This window comes from Rhizobium sp. NZLR10 (genome assembly GCF_019685125.1).
Lineage (GTDB): Bacteria > Pseudomonadota > Alphaproteobacteria > Rhizobiales > Rhizobiaceae > Rhizobium.
On record NZ_JABDWE010000004.1, the window covers coordinates 145801 to 169333 of the forward strand.

The 23533-nt window shown below is 62.5% G+C and carries 17 protein-coding genes and 1 pseudogene; 7 read left to right on the forward strand and 11 right to left on the reverse strand.

Annotated elements, in window-relative coordinates; all coding sequences use genetic code 11:
• Nucleotides 1–161: 161 nt before the first annotated feature.
• The 4 genes from HJB82_RS08290 (at nucleotide 162) to HJB82_RS08305 (ending at nucleotide 2953) form a co-directional block, all read left to right on the forward strand.
• Complete coding sequence (locus HJB82_RS08290; RefSeq protein WP_207583564.1) at nucleotides 162–1454, forward strand: Hsp70 family protein; 1293 nt, start codon at nucleotides 162–164, stop codon at nucleotides 1452–1454.
• A gap of 68 nt (nucleotides 1455–1522) precedes the next feature.
• A complete protein-coding gene (locus tag HJB82_RS08295; protein ID WP_221139808.1) occupies nucleotides 1523–2428 on the forward strand; it encodes a uracil-DNA glycosylase family protein in 906 nt (301 codons plus the stop codon).
• Between the two features lie 132 nt (nucleotides 2429–2560).
• Nucleotides 2561–2752, forward strand: coding sequence for a hypothetical protein (locus HJB82_RS08300; RefSeq protein ID WP_007626614.1), 192 nt, complete (start codon nucleotides 2561–2563; stop codon nucleotides 2750–2752).
• 45 nt (nucleotides 2753–2797) lie between these two features.
• Nucleotides 2798–2953 carry a hypothetical protein gene (locus HJB82_RS08305; protein ID WP_207583561.1) on the forward strand — a complete coding sequence of 52 codons (156 nt, stop codon included), beginning with the start codon at nucleotides 2798–2800 and terminating at the stop codon, nucleotides 2951–2953.
• Here HJB82_RS08305 and HJB82_RS08310 read toward each other — a convergent pair whose 3' ends face one another.
• Nucleotides 2954–3826, reverse strand: coding sequence for a hypothetical protein (locus HJB82_RS08310; protein WP_221139809.1), 873 nt, complete (start codon nucleotides 3824–3826; stop codon nucleotides 2954–2956). It abuts the gene before it with no gap.
• A gap of 245 nt (nucleotides 3827–4071) precedes the next feature.
• Nucleotides 4072–5010, reverse strand: coding sequence for a DMT family transporter (locus HJB82_RS08315; protein ID WP_221139810.1), 939 nt, complete (start codon nucleotides 5008–5010; stop codon nucleotides 4072–4074).
• Nucleotides 5011–5348: 338 nt separating this feature from the next.
• Between HJB82_RS08315 and HJB82_RS31895 the strand changes: the two genes are divergently transcribed.
• The 3 genes from HJB82_RS31895 to HJB82_RS08330 all read left to right on the forward strand — a co-directional run bounded on the left by HJB82_RS31895 (nucleotide 5349) and on the right by HJB82_RS08330 (nucleotide 11792).
• Nucleotides 5349–6455, forward strand: a complete 1107-nt coding sequence (locus HJB82_RS31895; RefSeq protein WP_221139811.1) for a methyl-accepting chemotaxis protein — start codon at nucleotides 5349–5351, stop codon at nucleotides 6453–6455.
• Between the two features lie 187 nt (nucleotides 6456–6642).
• Complete coding sequence (gene pepN / locus HJB82_RS08325; RefSeq protein WP_221139812.1) at nucleotides 6643–9291, forward strand: aminopeptidase N; 2649 nt, start codon at nucleotides 6643–6645, stop codon at nucleotides 9289–9291.
• A gap of 191 nt (nucleotides 9292–9482) precedes the next feature.
• Nucleotides 9483–11792 (forward strand): PAS domain-containing sensor histidine kinase, encoded by a 2310-nt coding sequence (locus HJB82_RS08330; RefSeq protein ID WP_221139813.1) that lies wholly within the window; start codon nucleotides 9483–9485, stop codon nucleotides 11790–11792.
• Between the two features lie 24 nt (nucleotides 11793–11816).
• Here HJB82_RS08330 and HJB82_RS08335 read toward each other — a convergent pair whose 3' ends face one another.
• From HJB82_RS08335 to HJB82_RS08375, 9 genes and pseudogenes are all read right to left on the reverse strand, one after another.
• Complete coding sequence (locus tag HJB82_RS08335; protein WP_221139814.1) at nucleotides 11817–14774, reverse strand: bifunctional [glutamine synthetase] adenylyltransferase/[glutamine synthetase]-adenylyl-L-tyrosine phosphorylase; 2958 nt, start codon at nucleotides 14772–14774, stop codon at nucleotides 11817–11819.
• A 137-nt stretch (nucleotides 14775–14911) separates the two neighbouring features.
• Nucleotides 14912–16321 carry a HAMP domain-containing sensor histidine kinase gene (locus HJB82_RS08340; RefSeq protein ID WP_221115325.1) on the reverse strand — a complete coding sequence of 470 codons (1410 nt, stop codon included), beginning with the start codon at nucleotides 16319–16321 and terminating at the stop codon, nucleotides 14912–14914.
• Nucleotides 16318–17073, reverse strand: coding sequence for a response regulator transcription factor (locus HJB82_RS08345; RefSeq protein WP_405048986.1), 756 nt, complete (start codon nucleotides 17071–17073; stop codon nucleotides 16318–16320). Before HJB82_RS08345 ends, HJB82_RS08340 begins: the two co-directional genes overlap by 4 nt.
• Nucleotides 17074–17140: 67 nt before the next feature.
• Nucleotides 17141–18742 (reverse strand): Do family serine endopeptidase, encoded by a 1602-nt coding sequence (locus HJB82_RS08350; protein ID WP_207583553.1) that lies wholly within the window; start codon nucleotides 18740–18742, stop codon nucleotides 17141–17143.
• Between the two features lie 170 nt (nucleotides 18743–18912).
• Nucleotides 18913–19368, reverse strand: coding sequence for a cytochrome c-type biogenesis protein (locus HJB82_RS08355; RefSeq protein WP_207583552.1), 456 nt, complete (start codon nucleotides 19366–19368; stop codon nucleotides 18913–18915).
• On the reverse strand, nucleotides 19365–21362 hold the full coding sequence (locus tag HJB82_RS08360; RefSeq protein ID WP_207583551.1) for a heme lyase CcmF/NrfE family subunit: 1998 nt from the start codon (nucleotides 21360–21362) through the stop codon (nucleotides 19365–19367). The genes HJB82_RS08355 and HJB82_RS08360 overlap by 4 nt, the downstream gene beginning before the upstream one ends.
• On the reverse strand, nucleotides 21359–21847 hold the full coding sequence (gene ccmE / locus HJB82_RS08365) for a cytochrome c maturation protein CcmE (protein ID WP_207583550.1): 489 nt from the start codon (nucleotides 21845–21847) through the stop codon (nucleotides 21359–21361). Before ccmE ends, HJB82_RS08360 begins: the two co-directional genes overlap by 4 nt.
• Nucleotides 21844–23038 (reverse strand): annotated as a pseudogene (gene ccmI / locus HJB82_RS08370) (c-type cytochrome biogenesis protein CcmI). The gene ccmE and the pseudogene ccmI overlap by 4 nt, the downstream one beginning before the upstream one ends.
• A 51-nt stretch (nucleotides 23039–23089) precedes the next feature.
• The gene (locus HJB82_RS08375) at nucleotides 23090–23515 is read right to left on the reverse strand and encodes a hypothetical protein (RefSeq protein ID WP_207583548.1); all 426 of its coding nucleotides are present in this window, start codon (nucleotides 23513–23515) and stop codon (nucleotides 23090–23092) included.
• Between the last annotated feature and the right edge of the window lie 18 nt (nucleotides 23516–23533).

A 23533-nucleotide genomic window follows, 5' to 3' on the forward strand; every position in this document is an offset into this window, starting at 1 on the left:
ACCGGGAGAAGAAGTGCGCCCGCGATCACATCAGCTTTCGATCCCCTTGAATGTGTCCCGCCCCTGTGGCATCACCCGCCCTCCTGAATCTGGGGCGTGCTTACGCCCGTCGCGGAGCGATGCTCCGTCTCCAATAACAATCGGCATGAAGAGGTGCGGGCATGGCTCAGGCGCTGGGTTTGGACTTTGGCACGACGAATACGGTTCTCGCCATGGCGGATGGCGGGGCAACGCGCTCGATGGCGTTCACGAACACGGAAGGCACGGCCGACAGCATGCGCACAGCACTTTCCTTCATGAAGGATGCGCAACTCGGCGCTTCAGCCCTGAAGGTGGAGGCGGGCCATGCCGCGATCCGCCAGTTCATCGACAATCCCGGCGAATGCCGCTTTCTGCAGTCGATCAAGACCTTTGCGGCAAGCGCGCTGTTCCAGGGCACGCTGATCTACGCCAAGCGGCATAATTTCGAGGATCTGATGGAGGTATTCGTCAGGCGCCTGCGCAATTACGCCGGCGACCACTGGCCTTCGGATGTCAGCCGCATCGTCACCGGCCGGCCGGTGCATTTTGCCGGCGCCAGCCCCGATCCTGACCTCGCGACCCAACGCTACAACGAGGCGCTGTCGCGCTTCGGCTTTCCCGAAATCCACTACGTCTACGAGCCGGTCGCCGCCGCCTTCTACTTCGCGCAGAACCTGAAGCAGGATGCGACAGTGCTGGTTGCCGATTTCGGCGGCGGCACGACCGACTATTCGCTGATCCGCTTCGAGACGGCCGCCGGCAAGCTGACGGCAACGCCAATCGGCCATTCCGGCGTCGGCGTTGCCGGCGACCATTTCGACTACAGGATGATCGACAACATCGTTGCACCGCTGATCGGCAAGGGCAGCCATTTCAAAAGCTTCGACAAGATCCTTGAAGTCCCGTCCAACTACTATTCCAGCTTCGGCCGCTGGAACCAGCTGTCGATCTTCAAGACCACCCGCGAATTCGAGGATCTGAAGAAGCTGGTGCGCACCAGCCTGGAGCCGGAAAAGCTCGAAATCTTCATCGATCTCATCGACCATGACGAGGGCTACCCGCTCTATCAGGCGGTGTCGGCGACGAAGATGGCGCTGTCGGCCGCGGAGGAAGCACCTTTCGATTTCGCGCCGCTCGGCCGCGGCGGGCATCGCAGCATCCGACGCAGCGACTTCGAAGGCTGGATCGCCGAGGATCTCGCCCGCATCGAAGGCGCGCTCGATGACGTGCTCGACAAGACCAGGACAAAGCCCGGGGAGATCGACAAGGTGTTCCTGACCGGCGGCACCTCCTTCGTGCCGGCGGTGCGCCGCATCTTCACCGAGCGTTTCGAGCGCGACCGGATCGAAAGCGGTGGCGAGCTGTTGTCGATCGCCCACGGTCTGGCGCTGATCGGCGAACGCGAGGACATCGCGCAATGGACTGTGCAATAGATCAGGCAGGGGTGGGCAATCTGTCGCCTGCCCTTCCAATGCCACTGTCTCTCCGCTAAACCTGCCATATGATCTCCGCCAACGACCTTTCCCCTGCCGAGCTTGCAGCGCTTCTGCATTTCCATGCGGATGCCGGCGTGGAATGGCTGCTGGAGGAAGAGGCGATCGACCGCTTCGCCGAGTTCGAGGCGATGAAGGCGGCCCGACGCCCGGCGGCACAGGCGCAGCCACAAGCTCCCATCACTGGGGAAGGTCCTGTAGCTCGGGACGGCCGGACACCGCCGCGTCCGAATACAGCGTCACGCCCGGCCCCGGCCGAACGCGCCGCTTCCGGCCCGCAGCCGGCGATCCCGGACGGCGAAGCGGTGCAGCAGGCGCGTTTCGTCGCCGAGACGGCGCGATCCCTGAGCGAACTCAAGACCGCGATCGAAGCCTTTAACGGCTGCAACCTCAAGCACAGCGCCCGCTCGACCATCTTTGCCAGCGGCGATGCCGAAAGCGGTATCATGGTGATCGGCTCGGCACCGGGCGCCGAAGACGATCGCGAAGGTGTGCCCTTCTCGGGTAAATCCGGCCAGCTGTTCGACAAGATGCTGGCGGCGATCGGGCTGAACCGCTCGAGCGTTCTGCTGACGCAGGTCATCCCCTGGCGGCCACCTGGCAATCGTGCGCCTTCGGCAGCCGAAATTGACATATGCCGGCCCTTTATCGAACGGCAAATCGTGCTGGCCGAACCCAAGGCGATCCTGCTGCTCGGCAATTTTTCGGCCCGCTTCTTCTTCGGCGAAAACGACACGATTCACGGCCTGCGCGGCCGCTGGAAGGAGATTGCCGCTGCGGACTGTGTCATTCCTGCCATAGCCAGCCTGCATCCGCAGGATCTGTTGACCGCGCCCGTCAACAAGCGGCTGGCGTGGAATGACCTGCTCGCCTTTCAAGCGAAGCTTAAGTCCCTCTCTTTGCTTAGAAATTAGCCAAAGTTGAATATATTATGAATCGATCTATGCGCCTTACGCATGGCTGCATCCCGCCATGACGCATTGCGGAATCAATGCTGCACCGCAATATGAAGTGGTGTCTTGGGAGGAACCACAGGAACCAAGGCCATGAACAAACGATTTCGTCCTATCCATAGCGGGTTTGAAACCCTTCGCCTCGCCGGCGACCAAGTTCGTACCACTCACGGCTACAGCCGTTTCGGCTTTGCCGCGAATGAACAGATGATCGCCCGCGGCACCGGCATCAACGGCCGCACAGCGCGCCCCGACGCGATTTTTTCGGACTTCCAGCAATATTGAGCGGCAGGCGCTTCGCCTGCCCTTTTGCGTTAAGAGTACTCAAAGATGACGATCCTGATATCGCTTCTGCGCAACATCGAAACCTTCGAGCATATCCGCGTCGCGGTCTCAGCCGCGCGGGAATATGAGCGCGAGCTATCGCTCAAGCCGGTCGACGCCGCCCCCTGCATTGGACCAAGTGTTGCGGCAATCGTTCTGTGATCAGACGGCAATTTCCTCGATCTGGGCTTTTGCCCATTCGAAGGCTTCGTCGACATAGGCGAACTTGACCGCCTGCCAGGCGCAGTATTGCTCGACGAAATCCCGCGATATCCAAATGTGCGCCTTGCGTGGTTCGTCATGCCAGCCGACGCAGCCGCGCTGCGCCGCCTTTGCCAAGAGCCGTTGGAGATGGGTGCGCGACATCATGAAATCGGCGGCGAGCGCACGGGTTTCGACGCGGCCGACGGAAAATCTATCCGGCTCGCTGCTTTCCATATCCATTCGAGCGATGAAGTTGTCGACGACGAGGCCACCAGCCTCCGTCCAGAGGAACAGCGCCACCTGTTCGGGCGGCTCGCGCCAGGCGGCGTCTTCCAGGCAATGGCGGGCGATGCGCGGCTGAACCAGCCGCATCATTGATGGGTTTGACTGAAAAAACGCTGCCCTTCGACCGCCGTCAAGCAGATCGAGCGCGCCGAGATTGGAATGAATCCAGGCAAACATCGCCTGATGGCTGACGTCGGCCGGCTCGAAATGACGTGGCCGCCGCCGCTCGTCGCCGGGCGTGTGAACAATGAAGCGGTAGGTATAGAGTTCTTCGATAAAGGCGAGAACGGTGTTGCGGCTCGCCACCTTATGCGCGGTGATGCGTCCGGTCAGCCGAACGGCGGTGAAACCCGAGGTCGGGTCGCGCGGGTCATATTCCAGGTTGAGGGCATAGGCAGTCTGGGTCAGAAGCCAGCGCTGATGCGAAGCGAGCAATCGCGCCAGGCGCGGGCCGGCATCGAACATGCAGCGCATCTGCCCAGCCAAAAAGCGGATGCTCATCAGAAAGGAGCAGTTCCCCGCCAATTGCTCCGCCGTGAATGCCATTATGCTTTTCTCCACCTCCGCGCGCCGGCCGGCGTTCGGAGCAGCAATACCGAAAGCTTCCCCGGTATCAGCGGCCATTCAGACATGCACAGCTTCGAATAAATGATACTCTCTCATCTTCAACAAACATATTCCGTGCGGCAGCGATATCCCAAGAATTCACCATTCTTTTCGCTCTTAGCGAGCAATTTTCCCCAAGCGGCGATATTCGCCTTAAAAGCTTTCATATCATGCGGTTGCAAGCGTCAGGCTTGCGGCGTCGTGGCTCTGCGCGCCTCCCTCTGCTCGATGCCGAGCTGGTGCTCACGATAGATGATGAAGATGCCGGCGGAGATGACGATGAGAGTGCCGATCAGCATGGTAAAGCTCGGCACGTCGCCGAAGACGAAATAAGCGACGATGATGCCGAGTAGGATCGAGGTATATTCAAACGGCGCGATGGTGGAGACATCGGCATGGCGGTAGCTTTCCGTCAGCAGGATCTGCGCGACGCCGCCGCAAAAACCGGCGGCGACGAGATAGAGTGCCGACGGCCATGGCAGGACGAGCCAGCCGAACGGCAGGGAGGCCAGCGAGAAGACCGATGCGATGAGCGAGAAATAGAGCACAATCGTCGCCGTCTTCTCCTCCTCGACGAGACGACGCACTTGGATCATCGCCATGCCGCCCAGAACGGCCGAAAACAGCACCGAGAGCGCGCCGAAGGCCTGCTCGGCTTCCATGCCGCCGTCACGAAACAGCGTGAGTTTCGGCCAGGAGACGATGGCGACGCCGACGATGCCGACCAAGACGGCGCTCCAGCGATAGATGCGCACGGTCTCGCCGAGAAAAACCGCGGCGAAGACGACGGCGACGAGCGGTAAGGCGTAGCCGAGCGCAATCGCTTCCGGCAGCGGCAGATGCAGCAGGCCGTAGAAACCGAAAGCCATCGACATGATGCCGATCGTGCCGCGCTTGAGGTGGCCGATCGGATTGGCGGTGTAGAAGGCCGCGCGCAGTTGCCCGATATAGGCGAGATAGGCCATGATCGGGAAAAGCGCGAAGAAGGACCTGCAGAAGGTGACCTGACCGGGTGGGATGTCTGAGCCCGCCAGCTTGATGAAAGTCTGCATGGCCAGGAAGACCACGACCGACGAGACCTTCAGCGCAATGCCTCTCATCGGGTTTTTGAGAACCGCGTGCATGATCCTGGCTCTTATGTCGACTTAACAGCAACGGGGAGACGCGTTCGACTCGGGAACGCAGAAGATGACGTCTCCCATCGTAGCGAAGAAAATCCCGATTGGCGAAAAAATCGCAAGCAGCGTGGAAGAATCGCAAAGTCACCTTCCGGCGCAGGCCCGACGGTGCGGAATGCGCGCCCTCGCGTCGATTTTTTGCTCTCTTCAGCCATTTCGCCGCAAAATGTTCACCTCTGACCGGTCGGTGTTAACCAATTGAAAACCATAGGCACGCATCGTTTTTGCTTACTCGAAATTTTCTTCGCCCTGCAACGATTGCCCGCCCCTTCCATGATCATTTGATGAAGCCGCTTAGCGCCGAAACCATTGCCCAGTCGCAAAATGCGACGCCGCGCTCGATGCGCGTTGTCACCGACGGCATCAGCACCGACCTCGAGCGCTTCAGCGCCGACAACACCAATATCGTCAAGCAGATCAAGCTGCTCGCCATTAATGCGCTGATCGAAGCGGCAAGAGCCGGCGAGACCGGAAAGGGCTTTGCGGTCGTTGCCAACGAGGTGCAGCGGCTGGCGCAGATCGCCACCGACATCACCGGCAGGTTCGAGAGCAACGTGCTCGGGCGCATCGGCCTCAGCCGCGCCATGGCGGATTCGCTGGTCGAGGAGATGGAGGGCGTTCGCCTCACCGATCTGGCGCAGACGCTGGTGCAGCTCATTGTCCGCAATCTTTTCGAGCGCACGGCCGATGTGCGCTGGTGGGCGACGGACCCGGCACTCTGGCAGGCGCTGCGAAACCCGGATCGGGAAACCGTCGCCTTTGCGGCGGAGCGTCTCGGCGCCATCAACCGCTTCTACACCGTCTACCTCGATCTGGTCATGACCGATCTTTCGGGCAAGGTGATCGCATCGGCCAATCCCAAGTTCCAGCGCAAGATTGCCGGCACGAGCCTTGCCGGCGATGCATGGTTTCGCGCGGCGTCTGCCTGCGCCTCCGGCGAGGCGTATAGTGTCGACGAGGTCAAAGCGAGCCCGATCCATGACAACAGGCATGCGCTCGTCTATGCCACCGGCATCCGCGAAGAAGGCAAGCTCGACGGACGGCTGATCGGCACGCTCGGCGTCTATTTCGACTGGCAGAACCAGGGCCAGGCGATCGTCGAGAAAGAGGCGAACCTGCCGCCGCAACTGGCGGAAAGGACGACAGTCATGCTGCTCGACGGCAAGAGCCGGGTGATCGCCACCACTAATCCCGCCTTGCTGTTTTCCCATTTTGCTCTCGCCAATCCGTCCGGCCGGGCCAAGGGCAGCTACTACGACAATAACGGCTCGATCGTCGCTTTCGCGCGCACCCTCGGCTACGAGGATTACGACGGGCTCGGCTGGTACGGCGTCGTCGTGCAGCGGACGGAAAGCGACGCGACGATCAAGGCGGCACTCAATCTAAAATAGAACCTTTCGCCCAACAGCCGCGTCCTTCAGTTCTGAAGAGGATATTTTGCCCGTGAACTTGGTGTTCGCGGGCAATTTGCTTTAACTTTAGTTCAGACTTTAATGTAATCATGCCCGGCAAAATTATGGCAGAGTGCGCCCGCCTCTGTATTCCACGGTTGTCAAATAACGGTCTTCAGGAAACACCATGCGAACAGATACCGGCCAGGTCATCCATCTGGCAGATTACCGTCCCACCGACTTTGTGCTGGAACGCGTGGACCTGACCTTCGAACTCGACCCGACGGAGACAAAAGTCGAGGCACGCCTGATCTTTCATCGCCGCCCGGGCGCCGATACAACGGCGCCAATCGTGCTCGACGGCGACGAGCTGACGCTGTCCGGGCTGCTGTTCGACCAGGTGGAGCTCGACCCTTCGCGTTATGACGCAACAGCGGAAAGCCTGACGGTGCGCGACCTGCCGGAGAGCGTGCCTTTCGAGCTGACGATCACTACGGTCATCAACCCCGAGGCCAACACCAAGCTGATGGGCCTTTACCGCACCGGCGGCATCTACTGCACGCAATGCGAGGCGGAGGGCTTCCGCCGCATCACCTATTTCCCCGACCGGCCCGACGTGCTTGCGCCGTTCACGGTCAACATTATCGCCGACAAGGACGCCAACCCGCTGCTGTTGTCGAACGGCAACTTCCTCGGCGGCGCCGGCTACGGCCCGGGCAAGCATTTCGCCGCCTGGTTCGACCCGCATCCGAAGCCGAGCTATCTCTTCGCGCTCGTCGCCGGCGATCTCGGCGTCGTCGAAGACACGTTTGCCACCATGTCCGGCCGCGAGGTGGTGCTGAAGATCTATGTCGAGCACGGCAACGAGCCGCGCGCAGCCTATGCGATGGACGCGCTGAAACGCTCGATGAAGTGGGACGAAGAGAGGTTCGGACGCGAATACGATCTCGACATCTTCATGATCGTCGCCGTCTCCGACTTCAACATGGGGGCGATGGAGAACAAGGGCCTCAACGTCTTCAACGACAAATACGTCCTTGCCGATCCGGAACTCGCCACCGATGCCGACTATGCCAATATCGAGGCGATCATCGCGCATGAATATTTCCACAACTGGACCGGCAACCGCATCACCTGCCGCGACTGGTTCCAGCTGTGCCTCAAGGAAGGCCTGACGGTCTATCGCGACCACGAATTCTCTTCCGACCAGCGCTCGCGGCCGGTCAAGCGCATCGCCGAGGTGCGCCATCTGAAGTCGGAGCAGTTCCCGGAAGATGGCGGCCCGCTCGCTCATCCGGTGCGGCCGACGCAATATCGCGAGATCAATAATTTCTACACGACGACCGTCTACGAGAAGGGCAGTGAAGTGACGCGGATGATCGCGACGCTGCTCGGCAAGGACGGCTTCAAGACGGGCATGGACCTCTATTTCGATCGTCATGACGGCCAGGCCGTGACGATCGAGGATTTCATCAAATGCTTCGAGGATGCAAGCGGGCGCGACCTCACTCAATTCTCGCTCTGGTACCATCAGGCCGGCACGCCGCTCGTCACCGCATCGGGCAGCTATGATGCGGCCGCCGGCAGCTTCACCCTGTCGCTCGAACAGATGACGCCCGCTACACCCGGCCAGCCGAACAAGGAGCCGATGCACATTCCGCTCAGCCTGGCGCTCTTCGGCGAAAACGGCGGCAAGATCGAGCCTCGCTCGGTCGACGGCGCGGAATATGCCGGCGAGGTGCTGCATCTCACAGGCCGCACGCAAACGGCAGTGTTTCATGGCATTGGCTCGCGGCCAGTCGTTTCGATCAACCGCAGCTTTTCCGCGCCGATCAACCTGCATTTCGATCAGAGTCCGGCCGATCTCGCCCACCTCGCCCGCCATGAGACCGATCATTTCGCCCGCTGGCAGGCACTGACCGATCTGGCGCTGCCGAACCTCCTGAAAGCAGCCCGCGACGCTCGCGAGGGCAAGCCTGTCGTCTGCGAGGCGACCTTCGTCGAGACGCTGATTGCGGCGGCCGCCGACGAGCGCCTCGAGCCTGCCTTCCGCGCCCAGGCGCTGGCTCTGCCGAGCGAATCCGATATCGCCCGCGAACTCGGCGGCAACAATGATCCCGATGCCATCCATGCCGGCCGGCAAGCGGTTCTGAAGCAGATCGCCGATGCCGGAAAGGATGTTTTTGCCGACCTCTACGCGGCGATGACGACATTGGGCGATTTCAGCCCGGACGCGAAAAGCGCCGGCCACAGGGCCTTGCGCAATACCGCCCTCACCTATCTCTCCTATGCCGAGCAGACGCCGGCCCGCGCCAAGGCCGCCTTTGATGCTGCCGACAATATGACAGATCTCAGCCATGCGCTGACGATCCTCGCCCATCGTTTCGCCGGCAGCGCGGAGACAAACGAGGCGCTGGCAAACTTCCGCGACCGCTTCGCGGGAAATGCGCTCGTCATCGACAAATGGTTCGCAATCCAGGCCGGCATTCCGGGCGCGGAAACCCTGGAACGGATTCGCGCGCTGATGGACGATCCGCTGTTCAAGCGGACCAATCCGAACCGGATGCGGGCGCTGGTCGGCACCTTCGCCTTCGCCAATCCGACCGGCTTTGGCCGCGCCGACGGCGAAGGCTATCGTTTCCTCGCACGTCAGATTCTCGATATCGACGAACGCAACCCGCAGCTTGCCGCCCGCATTCTCACTTCGATGCGCTCCTGGCGCGCGCTTGAACCGGCACGTGCCGATCACGCCCGTTTGGCGCTAATCGAGATCGAGCAGGCTGCCGCTCTTTCGACCGACGTGCGCGATATCGTCGAGCGCACGCTTAAAGGGTAATTTGCTTCGACCGGTCGTCGCGAAAAATTCGGCGACCGGTTGCCTAGCGAGTCGAATCGCCCGAAAAGCACGAAATCATAGATAGTTAACGGATTTTTACCTTTGCCTCTGGACAAGGCGAATCACCCATGATTCTCTAGGTCAGGTTCGAGCGAGCGGCGCGCGAATCACACGAGGGACAAGGCGAAGAGATGATGGACGTGCGGCGGGCAACCGTGGCCGGAGGACGGCTGCGTGTCGATTTTGACGGGTTGAAAGCCTGGCGAGACAGCCTTTCCGGTCATGCGACATCGGAACCTCTTCTGCGTCATCTGCCGAAGGCCGAGCTGCTCTTGAAGCGCGCCATTCCGGCGCTGATCGTCGCCTTCCTCTTCATCGTCGCCGCATCGCATTTCTTCGGCATGGTCAGCGAATACTCCCGCCTGGAAGCCTCGGCTCGCCATGCCACCGCGCTTTCGGCAGCGACCGCCTCTGCGGTATTTGCCGATACATCAGACATTTTCGACAGCGGCGATATCGCAGAAGCGCAGGCCCGGCTCGCCAGGTTCCTGCCGCAGGATCGGCTCGACAGCGGCGCCTTCGTGCTGCTCGTGCAGGCAAGCGGCAAGGTTTTTGCCGCGACGACCGCCGGGCTTTCGCATGTCGGCAGCAACGTCAGCGATTTCTTCCCCGAGGTCTCGGCGATCCGGCGGTTCGGCGATCGCGCCGGCGTCATCGAAACGACCATAGGCGGCGTGCCGCACTATGCCGAGATCACGCTGATGGGCAATGCCGGCGGTTATATCGTCGCCGCCACCTCGCTCGACGAGATCAGCCGGCTCTGGCGCGAGCAGCTGGCCCTCAACGTTACGCTGTTTGCCGGCATCTCCTCGATCCTGCTGGTCATTCTCTATGCCTATTACACGCAGGTGAAGCGCGCCCGCGACGCCGACGACATCTTCCTGGAATCGAACCTGCGCGTCGAGACGGCGCTGTCGCGCGGCCGCTGCGGCCTCTGGGACTTCGATTTCGAGAACCGCGAATTCTTCTGGTCACGCTCGATGTACGACATGCTCGGCCTGCCGGGTTCCGACAAGACGATGGGCTTCGGTGAAGCCGCGCGGCTGATGCATCCTGATGACGGCGGGCTTTACGAGATCGCCCGCGCCATCGCCAAGGGCCATTCCGGTCAGGTCGATCAGATCTTCCGCATGCGCCATGCCGGCGGCCACTATGTCTGGATGCGCGCCCGCGCCCAGGTGATCCGCAGCAATTCCGGCCGCGTGCACCTGATCGGCATCGCCATGGACGTGACCGAGCAGCATCGGCTCGCGCAGCGCTACGCCGAAGCCGACCAGCGCCTCGCCGACGCCATCGAATGCACCTCGGAAGCCTTCGTCCTCTGGGACAAAAACGATCGGCTGGTCATGTGCAACACGCATTTCCAGCAGGCTTACGGCTTGCCGGACAGCGTGCTCGTGCCCGGCACTGAGCGCTCGGCCGTCAATGCTGCCGCCGCCCGTCCTGTCATCGAGCGGCGGATTTCCGATGCCGACGGCTCCGGCTATTCACGGACGACGGAAGTGCAGCTTGCCGACGAGCGCTGGCTGCAGATAAACGAGCGGCGCACCCGCGACGGCGGCAGGGTCTCGGTCGGAACCGATATCACGCTGATGAAGCGCCATCAGGAACGGCTGCGCGAATCCGAACGCCGGCTGATGGCAACGATCGGCGACCTATCCGCCTCGCGCCAGACGCTGGAGAGCCAGAAATCGGAACTTTCAACGGCGAACGCCAACTATCAGGCTGAGAAAGAACGCGCCGAGGCTGCCAACCAGGCGAAATCGGAATTCCTTGCCAACATGTCGCATGAGCTGCGCACGCCGCTTAACGCCATCCTCGGCTTCTCGGAAATTCTGCAAAACGAGATGTTTGGTCCGCTCGGCTCGCTGAAATATGACGAATATGCCCGCGATATCCATGACAGCGGCAAACATCTGCTCAACGTCATCAACGATATTCTCGACATGTCGAAGATCGAGGCCGGCCACGTCAGGCTGCACTGCGAGCGCATCGATCTCGTGCCGCTGATCGAGGAAAGCCTGCGCTTCACCGCCATGCCTGCGGCTGAAAAGAACATCGTCATCGACCAGCGTATCTCATCCGGGCTGACGCTGATGGCCGACCGCCGGGCGATGAAACAGGTGCTGCTCAACCTACTCTCCAATGCGGTGAAGTTCACCGACAATGGCGGCCGCATCGCGGTGCGCACACGCCGTGTCGACGGCGCCGTCGTCGTCACCATCGCCGACACCGGCATCGGCATTCCACGCTCGGCGCTGGCGAAGATCGGCCAGCCCTTCGAGCAGGTGCAGAGCCAGTATGCCAAGAGCAAGGGCGGCTCCGGCCTCGGGCTTGCCATCTCCCGCTCGCTGACCTCTCTGCATGGCGGCCGCATGAAGATCCGCTCCCGCGAAGCGGTGGGCACGGTGATCTCGCTGCGCATTCCCGACGACGTCTAAAACACGCCGCAGTTCGTCGATGCATCAAGCCTTCACGATTTTCAGGAAAATCTTTCTGACCGCTTTCGAAAGCCGCTTCAGCTCGCCTTCCAGCGTCCTGATGTCGGGGCAATCGCCGGCGCGGCAGACGAGTTCGACGAGGCCGGAAGGTGCTTCCTTCGGATCGAACAGGCCGTCGATGGAGAGGCGGATCAGTTGCGAAAGGCCGGTATAGAGCGCGAAGGCCTCCAGGCAAATGTCGAGATCGACTGTTGCCATCAGCCTGTCACCAAGCAGCTTCAAGGCCTCGCCGGTGCTCATGCCGTTCACCGCAATGCCGACGCCCCTGGTGGGCGCGATCAGCGCCAGGTACTGGGCGATGAATTCCAGGTCGATGACGCCGCCGGGGATCAGCTTCAGGTCCCATGAGCCGGCGGGCGGCTTTTCCTTATCGATCAGTTCGCGCATCTCGGCGACGTCATGCGCCACCTTGGCAATGTCGCGATCGGCCGACAGCACCTCGCGGACGATATGTTCGGCCTCGGCGATGAGGCTCTCATCGCCTGAGATCAGCCGGGCGCGGCTGAGCGCCATATGCTCCCAGGTCCATGCCTCTTCACGCTGATATTTGCCGAAGGCATTGATGCGGGTGGCGACCGGCCCTTTGTTGCCGGACGGGCGCAGCCGCATGTCGGCCTCATAGAGCACGCCTTCGGCGGTCGGCGCCGAGAAGGCGGCGATCAGCCGCTGGGTGATGCGGGTGAAGTAACGCGTCGCGTCGAGCGGCTTTTCCCCATCGGATTCGGAAGCGTTGTCGTCATAATCATAGAGCAGGATCAGGTCGATGTCGGAACCGGCCGTCAGCTCGAAGCTGCCGAGCTTGCCCATGCCGGCGACAGCAATGCGCCCGCCGGGATAGTCGCCGTGCGTTACCCGCATCTCGCTCACGACGGCCTCGAGTGCGGCTGCGATGATGAGGTCGGCAAGATGGGTGAAGGCACGTGCGGCCATCTGGCCGTTGATCGCGCCGGTCAGCAGTCGAATGCCGATCAGGAAGCGCTGCTCGGCAGCGAAGATACGCAACCGATCGAGCACTTCCTCATAGTGGCGCGCCTGGACAAGCGAGCCCTTCAGCCGCTCGCCGAGATAATCGCGGGTCGGCAGTTCGGCCATCAGGCCGGGATCGAGCATGCCGTCGAAGACATGCGGCTTGGCGGCGATCACCTCGGCAAGCCGTGGTGCCGAGGACATGATGTTGACGATCAGCGACAGCAATGCCGGGTTGCTGCCGAGCAGCGAGAAGAGCTGGATGCCGGAGGGAAGGCCCGAAATGAAGCTGTCGAAGCGCAGCAGCGCTTCGTCGGCGCGCTTGCTTTCGCCGAAAACCCGCAAAAGCTCCGGCGCCAGCTCCGTCAGCCTTTCGCGCGCCTCGACCGATTGCGTCGCGCGGTAGCGGCCATAGTGCCAGGTGCGGATGATGCGGGAGATGTCGGACGGTCTGCCAAAACCGAGTTTCTTCAGCGTCTCCAGCGTATCGGGATCGTCGCCCTGGCCGGTGAAGACGAGGTTTCCGGTGTCGGTGGAAAGCTTGCTCTCCTGTTCGAAGAGATGGGCATAACGCCGCTCTACCGTCTTCAGCACGCCGACCAACCGTTCGGAGAAGCTTGGCGTGTCGGAAAAGCCCATCATGAAGGCGATGCGCTTCAGGTCGACATCCGTCTCCGGCAACAGGTGGGTCTGCTCGTCGCGCACCATCTGGATGCGGTGCTCGACATCGCGCAGGAACCAGTAGGCCTCGGTCAGTTCGTCACGGGTCTCGGCGTCTATCCATTTCGCCTTGGTCAGTTCGCCGAGTGTCTGCTCCGTTGCCCGGCCCCGCAAGGCCGGCATGCGGCCGCCAGCGATCAGCTGTTGCGTCTGGACGAAGAACTCGATCTCGCGAATGCCGCCGCGGCCGAGCTTGACGTTATGGCCCTTGACCGCGATCGCGCCGTGGCCCTTATGCACATGAATCTGCCGCTTGATCGAATGGATATCGGCGATGGCGGCGTAATCGAGATATTTTCGAAAGACGAAAGGGGCGAGCCCACGCAGGAATTCGCTGCCGGCCGTCAGGTCGCCGGCCACGGCGCGCGCCTTGACGAAGGCTGCCCGCTCCCAATTCTGGCCCCTGCCCTCGTAATAGATCATCGCCGCATCGACCGGGATCGCCAGTGGCGTCGAGCCGGGATCGGGGCGCAGTCTGAGATCGGTGCGGAAGACGTAGCCGTCAGCGGTGCGCTCCTGCAGGATGCGCACCAGCCGGCGCATCATCCTGGGGAAGATCTCGATCGCGTCATCCGGGTCGGGCACGATGCCTGCCTCCTCGTCGAAGAAGACAACGAGGTCGATATCGGAGGAATAGTTGAGCTCGGAAGCGCCGAGCTTGCCCATGCCGAGCACGATCAGGCCGGAGCCGTCGCTGGGTGCTGCCGGATTGTGCAGCTTCAACTTTCCGCCCTCATGCGCCGACAGCAGCAGGTGGTCGATTGCGGCCGCGACCGAAGCTTCGGCCAGCGCACTCAGCCAGGCCGTCGTCGCCCGCCCGTCGAAGATCCGCGCCAAATCGGCGAATGCGACGAGGAAGGCCACCTTGCGCTTGATGACGCGCAGCCTGCTCATCACCACGGATTCCGTAGGTGCTGTCCCCTCGCCGTTCGGCCGCCAGCAGTGCCGGGCCTCAGCGACCAGCGCCTCGATTTGCGGCTCCAGCGGCTCGCTGATGGCGCCAGCGAGGACGGCAGGGTCGAGATTGGCGATTTCGCGCAGGTAAGGCGACAGCGTCAGCGCGGCGGCGATGAAATCGCGCAGCGGACCGTCGGTCTTGAGCATTGCAGCCACCGACCGCTCGCTCTTGCCGGCCTCCTGAAGATCGGCCATCGCCAGCTTCAGCTCCGTCTGGCTCAGCGGACGAAGCAGCCCTTCGACCACATCCTTCAGGCCATGCGTCGATTTCGTCAGCATGCGCTCTCCCTGGCTTTTGAGCGGAAGAAAACGGCCACATAGAACCGCGAACCGTCTGCTTCGATCGGAATTAAACTAGGGTCTTGGCGCCAAACCGCCAATACGCGATTCGGCCGATGGTCATTCGGCAGAAGAGTTCAGGCGGCCTTGGCCGGAAAAATCATGCTGACGGTCAAGCCGCGCTGTCCGGGTCTGTCGGGATCGGTGTCGGAGAGTTCCAGCCGGCCGTTGTGCAGCTCCATCACCGCTTCCACCAACGAAAGCCCGAGCCCCGTCCCGGGCTTCGAACGGCTTTCATCAAGGCGGACGAAGCGCTTCACCACGTCGTCGCGCCTTTCGGCGGGAACGCCCGGTCCGTGGTCGGCCACCGAAAGGCAGATGCCATCCGGGCGGCGGGCAAGCTTCAGCGATACCGTGCCTGCTCCTTCGGTATCGGAGGAATATTTGATGGCATTGTCGAGCAGGTTGAAGATTGCCTGGCCGATCAACTCGCGATTGCCCTGCACTTCGACACCTGGTTCGACGCTGGCGGTGAGGCCTAGCCCGGCTTCCTCGGCCGCCGGTTCGTAAAGCTCGGCGCTGTCGGAAACGATCGCCGAAAGCTCGACCGGCGACATCTCGGCCGCCACCGATCCGGCCTCGACGCGAGAGATCATCAACAGCGCGTTGAAGGTGCGGATCAGCTGGTCTGATTCGGAAATAATGCCTTCGAGCGCTCCCCGCCGCGTCTCGCCATCGGCGATATCGAGTGCATCGGCCGCCTTGTTGCGTAGCCGGGTCAGCGGCGTCTTGAGATCGTGGGCGATATTGTCGGAGACCTGCCGCAGGCCCTCGTTCAGCTTCTCGATGCGCTCCAGCATGGTATTCAAGGACATCGACAGCCGGTCGAACTCATCGCCGGATCCGCCGACCGGCAGGCGTTGCGACAGGTCGCCGGCCATGATCTTCTTGCTCGCATCCGACATGCGGTCGATTCGTTTCAGTGCATTGCGGCCGATGGCGAACCAGATAATGATGGCGCCGAGCCCCATGATCGCCAAGGCCACCATCAGCGCCTGGCGTACCAAGAGACGAAAACGCTCGGGATCGCCGAGGTCGCGGCCGATCAAAATCCTCAGGCCGTTGTCGAGCACGAAGATATTGGCGATCGCCTTGTGGCGGCGCTCGACGCCGCTGTCGGTATAGCGCTGATAGATGAAAGACGCGGACGTCCAGCCGATTTCCTCGAAAACACCCGGCTGCACCGAGGCGACGTTGCCGGCGAGAATATCGCCCGAAGGACCGGCGATGATGTAGAGATTGGCGCCTGGCTGACGGGCGCGCCGCTCCATGGTACGCAAGAGAAGGTTCATGCCGCCAGTGTCATAGGCGCGCTGTACCTGCTCCACCTCCTGCTTGACGGCATCGCGGATCTGGCCGGTCAGCAGCCGTTCCGACATCGCCGTCACATAGAAGACGAGCGTCGCGGCGCAGATGGCGAAAAGCAGGATATAGAGTGCCGAGAGGCGGACTGCGGTGGACTTGAAAAGAACCCTGAAACGGCTCATCCCTCGTCCTTGATCATGTACCCCGCGCCCCTGATGGTCTTCAGGAGCGGCTGGCTGTAATCCTTCTCGATCTTCGAGCGCAGGCGCGAGACGTGCACATCGATGACATTGGTCTGCGGATCGAAGTGATAGTCCCAGACATTTTCAAGCAGCATGGTGCGGGTCACCACCTGGCCGGCATTTTTCATCAGGTATTCGAGCAGGCGGAATTCGCGCGGCTGCAGCAATATCTCCTTGCCGCCGCGGCGTACCTCGTGGGAAAGTCGGTCGAGTTCGAGGTCGGCGACACGATAGACGACGTCCTGATCCGGCGTGCCCTTGCGGCGGCCGAGCACCTCGACGCGGGCCAGCAGTTCGCTGAAGGCATAGGGCTTCGGCAGGTAATCGTCGCCGCCGGCACGAAGTCCGGTGACGCGGTCATCGACCTGGCCGAGCGCCGAGAGAATGAGGACCGGCGTATGGATCGCCTTGCGGCGCAGCTCGCTGATAACGGAGAGACCGTCCCGGCGCGGCAGCATGCGGTCGATGACGATGACGTCGTAGGTATTTTCCGACCCCATGAACAGGCCGGCCTCGCCATCGCTGGCGTGATCGGCGACGATGCCCGCCTCGCGAAAGGCTTTCGTGAGGTATACCGCGGCTTCGAGATCATCTTCGATGATGAGAATCTTCATGCGGCCGACATTACCCACCGGCTGCGTTTCGGCAAGGCTCAAAGCATCTTCCTGCGGGGCGGCGCTCATCGCGATCATCCTTCAAAGGTCAGAAGAATTGAGCCGCGCGGATTTTCATCCGCACGGCTCCTGTTTTCTTAAAGGATCAGCCCTGGCCGTTGATTGGAAGCGCGACGAAACGGCTTCCTTCACTGGACTGGATCTGGAAGAGCGCGCGGGTGCGGCCGTCCTTCTTGGCCTGGTTCAACACCTTGACGACATCGGCGGGGCTGGAGACCTCCTGGTTGTTAACCGAGGTGATCTTTTCACCTTCCTTGATGCCCTTGTCGGCGGCGTCGGAGTCCGGGTCTATGCCGGTGATCGCCAGGCCCTTGCCGTCATCGGCAGGACCGACCGTCAGGCCGAGATCGGCAAGCGCCTTCTCGGAAGCCGGTGCCTCAGGCTGCTGCGGCTGGCTGTTGTCATCGGCGGACGCATCCTTCTGGTCGGCCGGCAGCGTGCCGAGTTCGACGGTGAGAGGCTGGGCCTTGCCGGCGCGCCAGACGGAAAGCTCAACCTTGCTGCCCGGCTGCATCGCACCGATGCGGCGGCTGAGGTCACGCGCATCCTTGATCGTTTCACCGTTCAGCGCCGTGACGACGTCGCCGGCCTTCATGCCGGCCTTGTCACCCGGCGATCCGGCCTGCGGGGCGACGACGAGGGCGCCGCTCGGCTCGGAAAGGCCGATGGATTCGGCGATGTCCTTGGTCACCGGCTGGATCTGCACACCCAGCCAGCCACGCGAAACCTGGCCGTCCTTCATCAGATCGGCGACGACGTCCTTGGCGGTCGAGGCGGGAATGGCGAAGGCGATGCCGACGCTGCCGCCCGACGGCGAGAAGATCGCGGTGTTGATGCCGACGACTTCGCCGCTGAGGTTGAAGGTCGGACCACCGGAGTTGCCGCGGTTCACGGCGGCATCCACCTGCAGGTAATCGTCGTATGGACCGGAACCGATATCGCGGCCGCGGGCCGAGACGATACCGGCTGTGACCGTGCCGCCGAGGCCGAAGGGGTTGCCGACCGCAACGACCCAGTCGCCGACGCGGACGTTATTGTCGTCGGCCCAGTTGACGTAGGTGAACTTCTTGCCCTTGCCGTCGACCTTCAAGACGGCGAGGTCGGTGCGCGGATCCTTGCCGATCAGTTTGGCATCGAGCTCGGTGCCGTCATTCATGACGGCGACGAAGGCCTGGCCATCGGAAACGACGTGGTTGTTGGTGACGATGTAACCGTCCTCGGAGATGAAGAAGCCGGACCCTTGAGCGACCGGACGCAGACGGCCCTTGCCGCCGGGGGCATTCGGGCCGCCGGGACCATTCGGGCCGCCCGGGCCGTTCTGGCCAAAGCGCCGCTGATGGCCCTGCTGATCATTTGGGTCCTGACCGCCGAACTGCTTGAAGAAGCGCTTCAGCGGATGATCATCGGGAAGATCGTCGAAGCCGCGGCCTTCGATGGAGAAACCGTCATTGTCAGAGACGGGATTGACGCGGTTTTCAACGCGGACGGAAACCACGGCCGGCGAAACGGCATCGACGACATTGGCAAAGCTCGGGACAGCAGGTGCTTGAACCTTGACTGCTTCGGCATAAGACCGGGTGATTTCGAGCGGAACGCCGGTTGCAAGCACAGCGGCTGCGATACCGGCGACGGTAGAAGCCTTGAGCACAGTGGCGAGGGACGGACGTCCGTTGAAATTCTTGAGCATTGGAGCACCTTCTCTTGTTCTTAAATCTTCAGACCGGCGGCGCCGGATCAGTCGATGAATGAAGATATAGGACGCCGCACCTTACTGCGAACTGTCCGGCCAATGAAAAATTGGTAATGTATGAAAATGCTTGGCCCGGTTGCGGCGGACGATTGCCGCCGGCGGACTGCCTACTTTTTCAAAAGCTCGCTCAACTTCGCCTGCTCATCCGCCGTCAGCTTGCTTCCCGTCGGCTTGCCGGCCCTCCTGCGCGCAAAAACCAGCAGTGACAGCCCGCCGGCGAGCACCAGCAGCGCCGGGGCGCCCCATAGCAGGCTCGTCTTCATGCTGAAACGCGGCTTCAGCAGCACGAACTCGCCGTAGCGCGAGACGATATAGTTCAGCACCTCATCGTCGCTGTCGCCGTCGGTGATGCGCTCGCGCACCAGCAGACGCAGATCCTTGGCGAGATCGGCATTGGAATCGTCGATCGACTGGTTCTGACAGACCATGCAGCGCAGTTCCGCCGAAAGGCCCCGCGCCCGCGCCTCCAGCGCCGGATCGGCCAGCACCTCGTCCGGATTGACGGCGAAGGCCGGCGCGGCCATCAGCACCAAAGCCAAAGCCAGGAGGAGACGTCGCATCATTCCGCCGGCTCCATTGCGGGCGCTACCGGCTTTGCGGCCTTCGCCTTCCTGCGTGGGGCGCCGACGCGCAGGCGCCGGTCGCTGAGCGAGACGAGGCCGCCGAAGGCCATGAGCACCGCTCCGCCCCAGATGCAGAGGATGAACGGCTTCCACCAGATGCGCACGACGATTCCGCCGTCCTTGGTGGCGTCACCCAATGAGACATAGAGCTGGCTAAGCCCGAAGGTGAGGATGCCCGCCTCGGTCGTCGGCATCTGGCGGGCGGTGTAGAGGCGCTTGGCCGACCAGGTATCGGCGACCGCGACACCGGCGCGGCGAATAGTGAAGTGGCCGCGCTCCTCGGTATAGTTCGGCCCGGTCGCCGGCTGCATGCCGTCGAAATGCAGGCTATAGCCGCCGGCATCGGTGGTCTCGCCGGGCTTCATCTCGACCACATGTTCGGTCTGAAACGTCGTCACCGCGACGATGCCGAGCACGGTCACGCCGAGCCCGGCATGGGCAAGGGCGGTCCCGAAGGCCGAACGCGGCAGGCCGGTCAGACGGCGCCAGGCGACGTTGCCCGCCACCTTGCCGATGCCGGCGCGATACCAGAGATCGGCCGCAGCACCCAGAACCAGGAACAGCCCGGCTGCCAGTCCGAGCACGGACAGTACCGGGCCGCCATGTTGGAGATAGAAGAAGACCACCGCAGCAGTGAAGGCGAGACCTGCGACGACATAGAGCCGCTGCAAGGCGCCGAGGAGATCACCGCGCTTCCAGGCAAGCAGCGGTCCGAATGGCACGACAACGATCAGCGGCGCCATCAGCAGGCCGAAGGTCAGGTTGAAGAAGGGCGGCCCGACAGAGATCTTGTCGCCGGTCAGCGTTTCCAGCAGCAGCGGATAGAGCGTGCCTGTGAGAACCGTGCCGCAGGCAACCGTCAGGATCAGATTGTTGACGACAAGCGCGCCCTCGCGCGAAATCGGCGCGAACAGGCCGCCGGCCGACAGCTTCGGAGCGCGGAAGGCAAACAGCGACAGCGCGCCGCCGATAAAGATCAGCAGGATGCAGAGAATGAAGACGCCGCGGCTCGGGTCGCTGGCAAAGGCATGCACCGAGGTCAGCACCCCGGAGCGCACCAGGAAGGTGCCCATCAGCGACAGCGAGAAGGTGAGGATGGCAAGCAGCACCGTCCAGATCTTCAGCGCCTCGCGCTTTTCCATGACGAGGGCGGAATGTAACAATGCGGTGCCGGCGAGCCACGGCATGAAGGAGGCGTTTTCCACCGGGTCCCAGAACCACCAGCCGCCCCAGCCGAGTTCGTAGTAGGCCCAGTAGGAGCCCATGGCGATGCCGAGCGTCAGGAAAGTCCAGGCGGCCAGCGTCCAAGGCCGCACCCAGCGGGCCCAGGCGGCATCGATGCGCCCTTCGAGGAGTGCTGCAACCGCAAAGGAAAAGCAGACGGAAAAGCCGACATAGCCGAGATAAAGCAGCGGCGGGTGGATCGCCAGGCCGATATCCTGAAGGACCGGATTGAGATCGCGGCCCTCGGCCGGCGCCGGATCGAGCCGCAGGAAGGGATTGGAGGTCAGCAGAATGAACAGCGTGAAGGCGACCGAAATCCAGGCCTGCACGGCCAGCACATTGGCCTTCAGCGTCTCCGGCAGATTGCGGCCGAAGACGGCGACCAGGGCGCTGAACAGCGTCAGGATCAACAGCCAGAGCATCATCGATCCCTCGTGATTGCCCCAGACGCCGGAATATTTGTAGATCAGCGGCACCAGCGAATGCGAATTCTCCCAGACGTTCTCGACCGAGAAATCCGAGACGACATGGGCATAGGTGAGCACGCCGAAGGAGAAGGCGACAAGCGCAAACATCGCCAGCGAACCGACCGTCGCCACATCCATCATCGCCCGGTCGTGGCGACGGGCTCCCATCACCGGCACGATGGAAAGGATGAGCGCCGTTGCCAGCGCCAGCACCAGCGCGTAATGGCCGATCTCGATGATCATTGCGTCGCCTTCACTTCCTGGGCTTGACCTTCCTTCGTTGGGCCTTGGCCTTCCTTCCACAGCCCCTGCTGCTTCAGCCTGTCGGCCACGTCCTTCGGCATATAGGTTTCGTCATGCTTGGCAAGCACGGTATCGGCAACGAAGACGTTGGTCCCTGATGCAAACATGCCTTCGGTGACGACACCCTGGCCTTCGCGGAAGAGATCGGGAAGAATGCCGGTATATTTGACCTTCACGGCATTGGCGCTGCCGTCGGTGACGGCAAATTCCACGGTCGAGCCTGTGCCGCGCACAACGCTGCCTTCGCCGACCAGGCCGCCAAGCCGGATGCGGGTTTCCGGCGCCACCGGCGTCTTCGCCAGATCGGCCGGCATATAGAAATAAGCGACCGACTGGCTGAAGGCGAACATCACCAGCAACACGGCGGCGGCAATGAAGCCCATGCCGCCCGCGATCACCGCCAGGCGCTTCTGCTTGCGCGTCATTGCGTCATTCCCTCCGTGGCGATGCCGAGTTCCCGGGCCAGCGCCAGCAATTGCCTGCCCTGCTCGCCGGCCGACGGAAAGGCAGCAAGCCCGCGCTTCAGCGCAGCGGCGGCGCGATCCTTATCGTTCAATACGGCGTAAGAGCGGACGAGCCGCACCCATCCCTCGAAATTGTTCGGATCCTCGTTCAGCTTGGCGTCGAGGCTCTCGACCATGCCGCGGATCATCTGCTGCCGGTCGCCGGCGCTCATGTTGTCCGCCGCGGCCAAATCCTGCTGCGTGGGATTGCCCGGGGCAGCCGGGGCAGCCGGGGTAATCGGGGCTGCTTGATCGGGAACTGCCGGCGCGCCGCCGTTCATGGCGATATGCTGGTTGACCAGCGGCAGCCAGGGCGCATCGGCCGGCGATTGTTTCGCCAGCGCCTCGAAGGCCTGGCGCGCCTCATCGGGCCGTCCGGCCTGCTCCATGCTGAGCGCGATATAAAAGCGGGCGCGGGGATTGTCGGGTTCCAGCGTCAGCGACTGTTCCAGCACTTGGCGCGTCTCCTCCGTCACGACGCCGTCGGAGATCGCCATCAGCGTCTCGGCCAGGCCGTCCAGCCGGACCGGACTTGGGCCGAGAAGCCGGATGGCATTGCGATAGGCCAGTTGCGCATCGTTCACGCGCATCGTGCGGACATAGATCGGCGCCAGCACGTCCCAGCCCTTGCCGTCATCGGGATTCTGCGCCAGGTGCCGTTCCGCCTTGGTGATCAGCACAGCCATATCGTTGCCGGGATTTTCCAGCCGCGCTTCCAGCGGCTGCGAGGGCAGGTCCGGCCTGCCCGTCGTCAAATAAAGACAGAGCCCGAGAACCGGCAGGACCAGCAGCACGAAGGCCTCGGTGAAACGGCGATGCCGTGCGGGTTTCGGCGTTTCTTCCCGCTCATCGGCAGAAACGGCGATCAACCGCCGGCCGATTTCAGCCCTGGCATAGTCAGCTTCTTCAGGCGTGATCAGTCCGCCATTGAGATCGCGGTCGAGTTCGCGCAGTTGGTCACGGTAGACTGCCGCCTCGCCCGCGCGGATATTCTCCGCCGCCTTCGCTCCGCGCAGAAGGGGGTAAAGCAGGATGATGGCGACGGCTGCCGTCAGAACGGCAACGAGAATCCAGAACAGCATATCGGCCCAAATACTTGATGCGCGCCGCCATTCCAACTGCCAAAGCCGGAATGACAAAGATTTGAGCCGCAACTCACCAGATTCAGCCGAGCGGCGACCAGCTTCCGTCATTGTTGCGGCAGGCAACGCCTCGCACCACGGTGTCCTTGCCGTCGGCGGTCAGCGTATGGGTATATTGGCGGCAGTTCTGCGAACCGACCTGATAGGGTGCTGCCGCGACCACCTTGCCGGTGACGTCCTCGCCGGTCCACAGCACCGGCTGGCCGACGGCTGCGCCTTCCAGCGCCCGATATTCTGCCTCGAGCGCCCGCTGCTTGTCGCTATCGCTCAAGCTCACGCCGCTGCGGCCGGCAAGGCCGCCTTGCAGCGCGGTGAGGAAGGCGGCCGAGGCCGAGGGCTTGCTCGAAAAAATGCCGCGTGAAGCGGCACCCTTCGTCGTCGTGCAGCCGGTGAGCGCGACGGCGACGAGAAGAGCGGAAGCGATCATGCCTTGCGAGCGTAAAATCATTGCGTCGAACCACGATCA